The organism is Pseudomonas sp. GW822-FHT07A10, from assembly GCF_058798795.1.
Map to the genome: position 1 here is coordinate 536526 of NZ_JBXAKV010000002.1, position 13032 is coordinate 549557.

Genomic DNA, 13032 nt, shown 5'->3' on the forward strand with positions numbered 1-13032 from the left:
AGGCCCGCCCAGTCACTACACATCTCAGGCTTCGCTGGTGTCTTTAATGAGATGCGCCGCCAGCGTCCGCAACGGCCCCAGCTGCCGACAGATCAACGCCAGTTGCGTCTGCACCAGCCGCTGCCCTTCATCGATCTCATCCGGCATCTGCTCAAGCTCGTTGGCCAGGGCTTCCTCCTCGTCACTCTGAATTGCCACCGGCTGTTTGCTCGCCAGGCCCTGGGCGATGTCGTCGAGGCTGGCGGCCAGGCTCACGCCCGCACCGTCGATCAAGTGCTCGCGCACATCCGATGGCAGTTGGGTTTCACGGTGTGCCCCAAGCCCCGACAAATAGCTGAGCAGGGTGTGCGACAGCACCAGGAATCGGAACCCGACATCGGCTTCCTTACGGAAGTGTCCCGGCTCCATCAGCATGTTGGCCAGCGTCGTCGACAACGCCGCGTCGGCGTTGTGCGCGTTACGTCGGGCCAGGCGATAAGCCAGGTCGTCGCTTTTACCGACGGCGTATTGCTGCATGATCTGGCGCAGGTAAATGCTGTTGCAGGTCAGGGTATTGGCCAGCACTTTGTTCAGGCGTCGGCCCTGCCAGTCCGGCAGGAACAGGAACACCGCCAGGCCGGCGATCAGGCTGCCGAGCAAGGTATCGAACAGTCGCGGCAGAAGCAGCCCGTAACCGTCGCCCACCTGGTTGAAGCAGAACAGCACCATGATCGTAATGGCGGCCGTCGCCAGGGTGTAGCGGGTGGTGCGGTTGGTAAAGAACACCACCCCGGCAACGATGGCGAAGCTCGACTGGATTAACGGGTTGGGGAACAGATCGAACAGCGCCCAGGCCACGGTCAGGCCGATGGCGGTGCCGATGATCCGCTGGCCCAGTTTGCGGCGGGTGGCGCCGTAGTTCGGCTGACAGACAAACAACGTGGTGAGGATGATCCAGTAACCTTGCGAGGGGTGGATCAAATGCACCATCGCGTAGCCGATGCTCAATGCCAGGGGCAGGCGCAGGGCGTGGCGGAACAGCAAGGACGTTGGCGTCAGCTGTGTGCGCAAGCGAATCCACACATCCTTGAGGCTGCGTGGCGAACGGTCGAGCAGGCTGCTGTCGGTGGCATCTGCAAGCGCATCGGGGTTGCTGGCGTCGCTGAGCAAACGGTCGAGGGTGCCGAGGTTGGCGGCCAATGCCCGCAACGAGCGCAACAGACCACGCCAGGCCGGATTGCTCTGGATGCGCAGGTGTTCGAGGGAGGCGTGCAGGTCGCTCAGGGCTTCGGCGAAGCTGGCGTCATAGATGAACGGCTGGCGCATCTGGATCGATTCGGCCAGCGCGCGGCACACCTTGCCTTGTTGGCGCAGCAGGCGCTGACAGCGGAACAGCACGTCGCTGTGGAAGAACGCCTCGGCCAGCGCGTTGTAAGGGTAGTGCGAGGAGCTGGCGCGCTCGTGGATGTCCTGGGCGAGGAAGTAAAGTTTCAGATATCGGCTGAGTTTCGCACCCGGCCTGCCATCGCCGACCCGGTGCAGAATGATTTCCTTGGCGGCGTTCAGGGCTGCCACCACCCGACCGTTCTGCTGGGCCAGCTCCAGGCGGCGCGCTTCCACGTCCAACTGCCGGATCGGTTCGAACAACGACGATTTCAGTTTCAGGTAATAACCCAGTTCACGGAACAACCGCGCCAGGCTCTGTTGCACCGGCTGGTTGGAAAACAGTGCCTGCCACAACACCGAGAGCAAGCCGTACCAGGCCGCACCAGCCACCAGCAGCACCGGCTCGTGCCAGAAATCAGTGACTGCGCCGCCGCGCTGGTCCACGCCGATCATGGTGTAGACCGACAGAATCAGCGTCGCTGACGCAATCGCGCCGTAGCGTTCGCCCAATGCGCCGAGCATGGTCAGGCAGAAGCTGGCCAAGGCAAAGGCGATGATAAAGAGGATGGGGTAGGGAAATAGCAGTTCGACGGACAGGGCGGCGACCATAAAACACACCAGCGTCACGGCCAGTGCGTTGAGGCGGCCCTGCCAACTGTCGTCGGTTTCGGCCAGGGCGCTGGCGATGATCCCCAGGAACAACGGGATCAGCAGCCCCATTTGATCCTGAGACCAACACAGCGCCATGGTGCCGGTCAGGGCGATGAATACCCGAACGCTGTAACTGAATTTATCCAGCGCCCAGAGGCGACGCAGAGACTGCCGAAATGTGGTCGATGACATGAAGTGCGAAGGCCTTCCGAGGCGATGACGCTAAATTGAGCCACTAATGACGCCGACGCAATGGCGCCGATCACATCAGGCAGCAAAATCTGTTCCTTCCCAGGCGAAACACGTTCCCCTGCAGGGGGAGAGGTGTAGTCAGACGTACTGCGCCGCCGCGTAACCGGACGCCCAGGCCCATTGGAAGTTGAAACCACCCAGATGCCCGGTGACGTCGAGCACTTCACCGACGAAATACAGGCCAGGGCTTTTCAGCGATTCCATGGTTTTGGAAGACACTTCACGCGTGTCGACGCCACCCAGGGTCACTTCGGCCGTGCGGTAGCCCTCGGTGCCGGCTGGCACGACTTTCCAGCTCGCCAGTTTTTCGGCGATGTCTGCAATTTCCGCGTGGGTGTACTGCTTCATCGGTTTGGAGACGAACCAGTTATCCGCCAGCAAGTTGGCCATCTTCTTGGTGAAGATCTCACCGAGCAGGGTTTTCAACTCGCTGTTCGGGCGTTCGACTTGCTGCTGTTGCAGCCAGCTCGGTACGTCGTGATCCGGCATCAGGTTGATCTCTACCGTGTCGCCGGATTCCCAGAACGAAGAAATCTGCAAAATCGCCGGGCCGCTGAGACCGCGGTGGGTGAACAGGATGTTCTCGCGGAAACTCTGGTCGTTGCAGCTCACCAGGCAATCCACCGACGTACCGGACAGCTCGGTGCACAGCTCCTTGAGCTGATCGGTGATGGTGAACGGTACAAGACCGGCGCGGGTCGGCAGCAGGTCGTGGCCGAACTGCTTGGCCACCTGATAGCCGAAACCGGTGGCGCCGAGGGTCGGAATCGACAGGCCGCCGGTGGCGATCACCAGGGATTGGCAAGTGATCTGGTCCAGCGTGGTATCCAGCAGATAACCGCTTTCGAGCTTCTCGATGGTCTGGATCGAGGTGTCCAGGTGCAGGCTGACGCCAACCTGATTGCACTCGTCGAGCAGCATGTCGAGGATGTCGCTGGATTTGTTATCGCAGAACAACTGGCCGAGTTTCTTCTCGTGGTACGGCACGCCGTGTTTGGCCACCAGACCGATGAAGTCCCACTGGGTGTAACGTGCCAACGCAGATTTGCAGAAATGTGCGTTCTGCGAGAGGAAATTGCTCGGCTCGGTGTACATGTTGGTGAAATTGCAGCGGCCACCGCCCGACATCAGGATTTTCTTGCCGGCCTTGTTGGCATGGTCAAGCAACATCACCTTGCGCCCGCGCCCGGCGGCGGTCAGCGCACACATCAACCCTGCGGCGCCAGCGCCAATGATCACGACTTCGGTAGAGCGCAAAACGGTGTCCTCACATAAATCTCAGAGCTAACGGCGATCCCGTAGGAGCGAGGCTTGCCCGCGAAGAACGATAACGCGTTGCATCAGGTGTACCGAGTTTTCGTTCTTCGCGGGCAAGCCTCGCTCCTACAGGGGGGGCGGTGCGGTTTTACAAAATGCGTACGCGCAGCGAACGGCCTTTGATTTTACCGTCGTTCAGACGCTGCAAGGCTTGCTTGGCGATCCCGCGTTCCACGGCCACATAGGCCTGGAAGTCGAAAATCGCGATCTTGCCGACCTGGGCGCCGGGAATGCCCGCCTCACCGGTCAGTGCGCCGAGAATGTCGCCTGGACGGACTTTGTCTTTACGGCCCGCACCAATGCACAGCGTGCTCATCAGCGGCAGCAGCGGACCGCCGCCCTGGGACGTGAGGTTATCCACCTGATCCCAATTCAACGGCGACTTCTGCAGTTGCTCGATGGCTTGGGCGCGATGGGCTTCGGACGGTGCGACCAGGCTGATCGCGATGCCTTTCTCGCCAGCACGACCGGTACGGCCGACACGGTGAATATGGATTTCCGAGTCACGGGCCAGTTCGACGTTGATCACCATGTCCAGCGCATCGATGTCCAGGCCGCGTGCGGCGACGTCGGTGGCGACCAGTACCGACGTACTGCGGTTGGCGAACATGGCCAACACCTGGTCGCGGTCACGCTGTTCCAGATCGCCGTGCAGGCCGACGGCGGAGATGCCTTTGGACGTCAGGTGATCGACGGTTTCCTGCACCTGCTGCTTGGTGAAGCAGAACGCCACGCAGGACGCCGGACGGAAGTGGCCGAGCACCTTGGTCACCGCGCTCATGCGCTCTTCCGGGGAGATTTCGTAGAAGCGCTGCTCGATCTGCGTGTCGTCGTGGAACGCTTCGGCCTTCACTTGCTGCGGATTACGCATGAACTTCGACGCCAACTGCTTGATGCCCACCGGATAGGTGGCGGAGAACAGCAGGGTCTGGCGACGTTCCGGGCACTGGGCGATGATTTCTTCGATGGAATCGTAGAAACCCATGTCGAGCATGCGGTCGGCTTCGTCGAGGATCAGCGTGTTCAGGCCGTGAAGCACCAGCGAACCCTTGCGCAGGTGTTGCTGGATGCGCCCCGGAGTACCGACGATGATGTGCGCGCCGTGCTCCAGCGAGCCGATCTGTGGGCCGAAAGACACGCCGCCGCACAGGGTCAGCACCTTGATGTTGTCTTCGGAGCGGGCCAGGCGACGGATTTCCTTGGCGACCTGGTCGGCCAGCTCACGGGTCGGGCAGATGACCAGTGCCTGGCAACCGAAGAAGCGCGGATTGATCGGGTTCAACAGGCCGATACCGAAGGCGGCGGTCTTGCCGCTGCCGGTCTTGGCCTGGGCGATCAGGTCCATCCCCTTGAGGATCACCGGCAAGCTTTGCGCCTGGATCGGCGTCATCTGGGCATAACCGAGGGAGTCGAGGTTAGCCAGCATGGCGGCGGACAGCGGCAAAGTATTAAAAGCGGTGGCGATGGTGGTCACGGGACTGGCCTGCAAAACAAAATGTCGCGCAGTGTATCAGTCCCAGGCTCTCCACCTGCAAATTCTGGACGAATAGCCGTAGCAGCTGTCGAGGTACGGGTCAGTGCTCGATATCGTGCTCACGGCTGACCATCCGTCGGCCATCCTTTGGTGAAAGCTGCGAGAAGATCGTTGCAGCCAGCATCGCCATGATTCCTACCGTCACAAAAGTCAGCTGGAACGCGCCCAGCACCGTGTCCACGTCGTCATTGCCCATCTCCGCCGTGAATCCGCCGAGCAGCGCACCGGCGCACGCCACGCCCAGGCTCAGGGACAATTGCGCTACCACCGACAGCAAACTGTTGCCGCTGCTGGCGCTGGCGTCGTCGAGATCGATCAGGGTCACGGTGTTCATCGCGGTGAATTGCAAGGAGTTGATCGCCCCCAGAATCGCCAACTGGCCCAGCAACAGCCAATACGGCGTCTGCTCGCTGACCAGGCCCATGCTCGCCAGCATGATCCCCAGCGCCAGGGTGTTGCCGGTCAGCACGATGCGGTAGCCGAAACGTTCGATCAATGGCCGCGCCACCGATTTGGCGACCATCGCCGCTGCGGCCAGGGGCAGCATGCTCATCCCGGCCTGAGACGGCGAATAGCCCAGCGCCACTTGCAGCAGCAACGGCACCAGGAACGGCAATGCGCCGCTGCCCAACCGGGCGAACAGGTTGCCGAGGATGCCCACGGCAAATGTCCGGGTCTTGAACAGCGATGGCGCAAACAGTGGATTGTCGGTGTGCCCGGCCCGCAGCCAATAGGCCGCCAGACAGGCCATGCCGGCAAACAACAGCAACATCACCCGCAAGTGCGGCAGATGCAGTTCGCCGAGGCCTTCCATGGCGATGGTGATCAGCACCATCGCCGCGCCGAACAGCAAAAAGCCCAGGCTATCGAAGCGGGTGCGTTCACTGCCGCGCAGGTCGGGAATGAATTTCCACACCGCATAGCAGCCGATGACACCCACCGGCAGGTTGATCAGGAAGATCCAGTGCCAGGTCAGGTATTGCACCATCCAGCCGCCCATGGTTGGGCCGATCAGCGGGCCGAGCAGGCCGGGAATGGTGATGAACCCCATGATCCGCACCAGATCCGAGCGCGGATAGGCGCGCAGCACCACCAGTCGCCCGACCGGCAACATCAAGGCGCCGCCCAGGCCCTGGATCACCCGGGCGCCGATCAGCATGCTCAGGGTGCTCGACAAGGCGCAGAGCAATGAGCCGATGCTGAACAACAGGATGGCGCCGAAGAAGATTTTCTTGGTGCCGAAACGGTCGGCGATCCAGCCGGAGGCGGGAATCAGCAAGGCGACGGTGAGCATGTAGGCGATGATCACACCTTGCATGCGCAGCGGGTCTTCGGCCAGGTCCCGGGCCATGGCGGGGAGGGCGGTGTTGAGGATTGTCCCGTCGAGGGACTGCATGAAGAAGGCAATGGCGACGACCCACGGCAACCAGCGGGCGGTGACAGCGTCGAGAGGTGGGCGGTTGGGCATGGGGCCTCTTGGTGTCGGAAATGATCGTTCCCACGCGGAGCGTGGGAACGATCTGTGTCAGGTTTTTGTGTTTACAGGGTCAAGGTCAATCGGCTGACGAGCGCTCCCGGCAGCAATGCCGAAGACGTGTTCCGCTGACTGTAGGTGCTGGCCGACAACATCAGCTCGCGTTCCTCGGTCAACGCTTCCAGCTGCGAACCGAGCAGGCTGTAGGCGCTGTCATCGAAACGCATGGTGCTGACCGGTGCCTGAATCTCGCCGTTCTCGACCCAGAAGGTCGCGAACCGTGTCATGCCGGTCAGGCGCGCCGCCGGTTGGTCCGAGTAGTTCAGGTACCACAGGTTGCTGATATACAAACCGGTGCCCAGTTGCTTGAGGATCTCGGCGTCAGGCAACGAGCCGGCCGCCATGTTCAACGCACTTGGCGCTTCACCGCCGCCAGCACCGTTGGCGGTCAGTCCGTATTCGGCGGCGCTGCGTGAACCGACCAGTTGCTCGCCCGCCTTGCCCTCAACAATCAGCCGCAGATCACTGCGTGGATAACCTTCACCGGAGAACGCCGGGCTCAGGGAGCCGCTGACTTTTTCATCCAGGGACACCAACGGGCTGAACGAGCTGTCGCCACCGTAGAGCTTCTGCAACGGACTGCTCTTGCTGGCAATCGACTGCGCCGAGAACCCGCCCCAACTGAGCATGCCCATGATTTCTTCCAGGGCTGCCGGCGCGAGGTACGCGCGGTACTGACCCGGCGCCAGCGTGCGCGTTGGCCGCCCCAGAAACGCCAACTGCTCGCGGGCCTGCTGGAAACGCCGGGCAAAGCCTTCGCGGTTCCAGTCGTGCCCGGCATAGCTGGCTTTCACCGCCTGACCGTTTTCATGGAACAGGCTGAAATCGAAGTTGAAGCTGTTGGCCTGATGCCAGCCGAACGCGCCCGAAGAACTGGCGAAACCGCGACTGATCGGCCCGGCGGCGTAGAAGCCGACCAGATCCAGCCCCTCGCCGGCCTGAGTGATTTCAGCGACCACCTGCTCGGTGTCCGGCAGCGGATGATCCTGCACGTTGTTGCTCTGCCAGTCGTCATGGTTGAGCAGCAGGTACGGGTCCTGAGGCAGCAACGGCAGGGTTTCGCGCAACTGTTGCAGCCCCTCGGCCAGACGCTGAAGGTCGACTTCTGCATCGCCCGACAAGGTGATGTCGAGGTCGGCGTGGCGCCCATCGTCGATCAGTTTGAAGCCGATGCTTGCCTGCTGCACCTGCCCGGCCTGACGCACCTTGGCGTGGTTGAAGCGCACGAAGGCCGACGATTCGGCGGCGTAGCTGAGGGTGAATTGTTCAGGCTCATGCAGCGCATCACGCAGCCAGTTGACCAATGTTTTAAACGACTCGGCCTGACCTTTGAATGTACTCATCAGGCATCTCCCCCAAACACATCAACATTGCTGAACACACAGGCCGGCGACGCATGGCCGACACGGATCACCTGGTTCGGTTCGCCCTTGCCGCAGTTCGGCGTGCCCAGCACCTTGAAGGTGCTGGCGTCACCGACGGCGCTCAGGCTCTTCCAGAATTGCGCGGAAATCGCCCGGTAATTCGGGTTCTTCACCACGCCTTTGAGTTCGCCGTTTTCGATCAACTGGCCCCATTCGCAACCGAACTGGAATTTGTTGCGCGCATCGTCGATGGACCACGAACGGTTGGTGCTCATCAAAATGCCGTGCTCGATGTTGCCGATCAGTTGCTCAAGCGGCTGATCGCCGGGCTCGATGTTGAGGTTGGCCATGCGGTCGATCGGCGGACGGTTCCAGCCGCAGGCGCGGCTGTTGGCCACGCCGTCGAGGCTGGCCCGGAACTGCGAGAGCGCGCCGCCCAATGGTCGCAGCAGCAAACCTTGCTTGATCAGGAATTGCTTGCTGGCGGCGGTGCCTTCGTCGTCATGGCCGTAGCTGGCGAGCTGTTCGGGGATGTCCGGGTCGAATGTCACGTTGAGCAGTTCGGAGCCGTATTGCAGGCGGCCGAAGTCTTGCGCCTTGACGAAACTGGTGCCGGCGTAATTGCGCTCGTCGCCCAGGATGCGGTCCAGTTCCAGCGGGTGACCGATGGACTCGTGGATCTGCAGCATCATCTGGTCGGGCATCAGCAACAGGTCGCGCGGGCCTTGCGGGGTATTCGGTGCCAGCAGCAATTGCAACGCCTGGTCGGCGACTTTCGGGCCGGCGCCGATCAGGCCGCAGCGGCTGATCACATCAAAGCCGCCCTGCTGACCGAAATTCTCGCGGCCGAGGGTGCGGGTCTGACTGTCGCTACCGTCGTAGGCGGTGACGTCCATGCTCGGGTAGACGAAGCGCTGGGTCTGGCGCAGTTCGGCGCCGGCGCTGTTGAGGTAGATCTGCTCGACGTTGGTGATACCGATGCTCGCCTGCCAGTTCACCAGGCGTTCGTCCTTGGGCACGGCGGCAGATTCGGCGCCGAGCAGTTGGTAGCAATCGCTGAGAGACGGGAAGGGCTGGTCGAGGCTCGGCGAGAAATAGTCGGCGCGCTCGCTGGAAACCGCTTGCTCACGCAAGTCGAGGAGGGCGTGTGGCTTGAGTCGACGGGCTTGTTGCTCGGCCTTCTCCAGCGCAGCTTGCAGCCCGGACTGAGACAAGTCGTTGGTCGCGGCATAGGCTTCGACGCCGTTGACCCGAACGGTCAGCATCGCACCTTCGTCCCGGCTCAGGCTCGGCGGTTCGGCAACGTTCTTGCGCACTGACAGATACTGGCCGGATTCGCGAACATAACGCAGCGAAAAGAATTCAGCGCCCGTGCGCAACGCAGCGAAGCGCTGCTTGAGCTGGGGGTGGAAATCGAACATTCGGGAACCTCCTTGGTATGGAGTGGCGGCGAATCGGTGTTGCGAGGGGGGTGAAACGTTTGCGTGGCGCTAGATTAGGCCTGCATGGGGGTAGGATCAAGTGAAGAGCGGTGTAGGAAGAGTTGAGGTTGGGTGAGTCAGGAATTTATAGGCTGATCATTCCCACGCGGAGCGTGGGAATGATCAAGGCCGCGCCTCGGTGTAACTGCGTTACTGAGCGGTAGGGCTCACATCCCGCAACGGCTTGCCCTTCACCGGTGCATCACCGGCCACGTAGTACTTGGCCTTGCTGCGCGGCAATGGTTTGCGACCGCGGATCTTGTCGGCGATTTTCTCGGCCATCATGATCGTTGGCGCGTTCAGGTTGCCGGTGGTGATGATCGGCATGATCGAGGCATCGACCACGCGCAGGCCTTGCATGCCATGCACACGACCTTCGCCATCGACCACGGCCATTTCGTCGGTGCCCATCTTGCACGAGCAGGACGGGTGGAACGCGGTTTCGGCGTGCTCACGGATGAACTTGTCCAGCTGCTCGTCGGTTTGCACGTCGATGCCGGGGCTGATTTCGCGACCACGGAAGGCATCCAGCGCCGGCTGTTGCATGATTTCACGGGTCAGGCGGATGCCATCGCGGAATTCCTGCCAGTCCTGCTCGGTAGCCATGTAGTTGAACAGGATGCTCGGGTATTCGCGCGGATCCTTGGATTTGGCCTGGATGCGACCGCGGCTTGGCGAACGCATGGAACCCATGTGCGCCTGGAAGCCGTGCTCTTTCACGCCGTTGCTGCCGTTGTAGTTAATCGCTACCGGCAGGAAGTGATACTGGATGTTCGGCCATTCGAATTCCGGACGGGTACGAATGAAACCGCCGGCTTCGAACTGGTTGCTGGCGCCGATACCGGTGCCCTTGAACAGCCACTCGGCACCGATGGCCGGCTGGTTGTGCAGGAGCAGCGAGGGGTACAGCGAGACCGGTTGGGTGCAGGCGTATTGCAGGTACAACTCGAGGTGATCCTGCAGGTTTTCACCGACGCCCGGCAGGTCGTGGACCACCGGAATATCAAGCTTTTTCAGCAGGTCGGCCGGGCCGACACCGGAACGTTGCAGGATCTGCGGCGACGCGATGGCGCCGGAGCACAGCAGCACTTCTTTGCGGGCACGGACTTCAACGCGCTCTTCAGCCGCGCCGATCAGGTAACGCACGCCGACCGCACGCTTGCCTTCGAACAGGATCTTGTCGGTCAGGGCGTGGGTGACGATGGTCAGGGTCGAACGCTTCTTGGCGATGTCCAGGTAACCGCGAGCGGTACTGGAGCGACGGCCGTTCGGCGTCACGGTGCGGTCCATCGGGCCGAAACCTTCCTGCTGGTAACCGTTCAAGTCTTCGGTACGCGGGTAACCGGCCTGCACGCCTGCTTCAACCATCGCACTGAACAGCGGGTTGTTGCCGGCTTTTGGCGTGGTCACGCTGACCGGACCGTCGCCACCGTGGTAGTCGTTCGGGCCGATGTCACGGGTTTCCGCCTTGCGGAAATACGGCAGGCAGTCGAGGTAGGTCCAGTCTTCCAGACCTGGCAGTTTCGCCCAGTTGTCGTAGTCCATGGCGTTGCCGCGGATGTAGCACATGCCGTTGATCAGCGAAGAACCACCCAGGCCCTTGCCGCGACCGCATTCCATCCGACGACCGTCCATGTGTGGCTCTGGATCGGTTTCGTACGCCCAGTTGTAGCGACGGCCTTGCAGCGGGAACGCCAAAGCTGCTGGCATTTGTGTGCGGAAATCCAGACGGTAATCCGGGCCGCCCGCTTCGAGCAGCAGGACGGTGACGCCTTCGTCTTCAGTCAGACGGGTCGCCAGGGTGTTACCGGCGGAGCCGGCACCGATGATGATGTAATCGAATACTTGGGACATTGAATGCACCCTCTTTGAAGTTGGTCAGGTCGCCCGTCGCCGATGCGCTGCGTAACCTGTGGCGAGGGGGCTTGCCCCCGTTCGGCTGCGCAGCAGTCGTAAAATCAGCGACCACGCTCTATCTGAAGACGTGCGATGTCTGGATGGGGGCCGCTTCGCGACCCAGCGGGGGCAAGCCCCCTCGCCACAGAGACCTCGCAGGCCTTAGAAAACCGAGGCGTAATCGCCCAGTTCGACCTGTACCGATTTGATGCGTGTGAAGTTGTTCAGCGAGCTGATGCCGTTCTCACGGCCCACGCCCGACTGCTTGTAGCCGCCGACCGGCATCTTGGCGTCGGACTCGCCCCAGGCGTTGATCCAGCAGATACCGGCTTCCAGTTGATGAATCACGCGGTGCGCGCGGTTCAGGTCTTTGGTAACGACGCCGGCAGCCAGACCGAAGTCGGTGTCGTTGGCGCGACGGATCACTTCTTCTTCGGTTTCGTAGGTCAGGATGCTCATCACCGGGCCGAAGATTTCTTCGCGCACGATGGTCATCTCGTCGGTGCAGTCGGTGAACACGGTCGGGGCCACGAATGCGCCTTTGGCGAATTCGCCGTCGGTCAGACGAGCGCCGCCGCACAGCAGGCGAGCACCTTCTTCCTTACCTTTGGCGATGTAACCCAGCACGCTTTCCATGTGGGCGAAGCTGACCAGCGGGCCGAAGTTGGTGTTTTCATCTTCTGGGTTGCCGACGCGGATGCGCGCAACGCGCTCAACGATCTTGGCTTCGAACGCGGCTTTCAGGTGGCTCGGGACGAACACGCGAGTGCCGTTGGTGCAGACCTGACCGGAGCTGTAGAAGTTGGCCATCATCGCGGTGTCGGCGGCGCGATCGAGGTCGGCGTCGTCGAAAATGATCAGCGGGGATTTGCCGCCCAGTTCCATGGTCACGTCTTTCAGCGTGGAGGCGGAAGCGCTGGCCATGACTTTCTTGCCGGTGTCGGTGCCGCCGGTGAAGGAGACTTTTTCGATGCGTGGGTGTTCGGTCAGCCAGGTGCCGACTTCACGGCCGCTGCCGGTCAACACGTTGAACACACCAGCCGGCAGACCGGCTTCGGTGTAGATCTCGGCCAGTTTCAGGGTGGTCAGCGAGGTGACTTCGCTTGGCTTGAAGATCATCGCGTTGCCGGCCGCCAGGGCTGGCGCGGATTTCCACAGAGCGATCTGGATCGGGTAGTTCCACGCGCCAATACCGGCCACGATGCCCAGCGGCTCGCGACGGGTGTAGACAAAAGAGGTGGTGCGCAGCGGAATCTGCTCGCCTTCGATGGCCGGTACCAGACCTGCGTAGTATTCCAGCACGTCAGCGCCGGTGACGATGTCGACGTAACGGGTTTCGGAGTACGCCTTGCCGGTGTCCAGGGTTTCCAGGGCGGCCAGTTCGTCGTTGCGCTCGCGCAGGATGTCGACGGCACGACGCAGGATGCGCGAACGCTCCATGGCGGTCATCGCGGCCCAGATTTTCTGGCCCTTTTCGGCACTGACCACTGCACGCTCAACGTCTTCCTTGGTCGCACGCTGTACGGTTGCGAGGACTTCACCGTTAGCCGGGTTGATGGCTTCGAAGGTGGCGTCGCTGCTGGCGTCACTGTAGCCGCCGTCGATGTAGAGTTTTTGCAGTTCGAAACGGGCCATAAA

8 protein-coding genes are annotated in these 13032 nt (G+C 61.8%); all 8 read right to left on the reverse strand.

The genetic code is table 11. The annotated features are described in order from the left end of the window. Nucleotides 1-24: 24 nt before the first annotated feature. The gene (gene yccS, locus AC1RL4_RS05985) at nucleotides 25-2208 is read right to left on the reverse strand and encodes a YccS family putative transporter (RefSeq protein ID WP_028939055.1); all 2184 of its coding nucleotides are present in this window, start codon (nucleotides 2206-2208) and stop codon (nucleotides 25-27) included. Between the two features lie 138 nt (nucleotides 2209-2346). Then, entirely contained in the window at nucleotides 2347-3525 is a 1179-nt protein-coding gene (locus tag AC1RL4_RS05990; RefSeq protein WP_018928762.1) for a BaiN/RdsA family NAD(P)/FAD-dependent oxidoreductase, read from the reverse strand. Between the two features lie 148 nt (nucleotides 3526-3673). After that, nucleotides 3674-5011 carry an ATP-dependent RNA helicase DbpA gene (dbpA, locus tag AC1RL4_RS05995; protein WP_230175555.1) on the reverse strand — a complete coding sequence of 446 codons (1338 nt, stop codon included), beginning with the start codon at nucleotides 5009-5011 and terminating at the stop codon, nucleotides 3674-3676. 148 nt (nucleotides 5012-5159) lie between these two features. Then, on the reverse strand, nucleotides 5160-6587 hold the full coding sequence (mdtD, locus tag AC1RL4_RS06000) for a multidrug transporter subunit MdtD (RefSeq protein WP_028939054.1): 1428 nt from the start codon (nucleotides 6585-6587) through the stop codon (nucleotides 5160-5162). A 71-nt stretch (nucleotides 6588-6658) separates the two neighbouring features. Then, nucleotides 6659-7996: a TldD/PmbA family protein gene (locus AC1RL4_RS06005; protein ID WP_230175544.1), complete on the reverse strand. Its 1338-nt coding sequence runs from the start codon at nucleotides 7994-7996 to the stop codon at nucleotides 6659-6661. Further along, complete coding sequence (locus tag AC1RL4_RS06010) at nucleotides 7996-9438, reverse strand: TldD/PmbA family protein (RefSeq protein WP_230175545.1); 1443 nt, start codon at nucleotides 9436-9438, stop codon at nucleotides 7996-7998. The genes AC1RL4_RS06005 and AC1RL4_RS06010 overlap by 1 nt, the downstream gene beginning before the upstream one ends. Nucleotides 9439-9648: 210 nt before the next feature. After that, entirely contained in the window at nucleotides 9649-11352 is a 1704-nt protein-coding gene (betA, locus tag AC1RL4_RS06015) for a choline dehydrogenase (protein ID WP_230175546.1), read from the reverse strand. Between the two features lie 204 nt (nucleotides 11353-11556). Further along, nucleotides 11557-13029: a betaine-aldehyde dehydrogenase gene (gene betB, locus AC1RL4_RS06020; RefSeq protein WP_018928768.1), complete on the reverse strand. Its 1473-nt coding sequence runs from the start codon at nucleotides 13027-13029 to the stop codon at nucleotides 11557-11559. Between the last annotated feature and the right edge of the window lie 3 nt (nucleotides 13030-13032).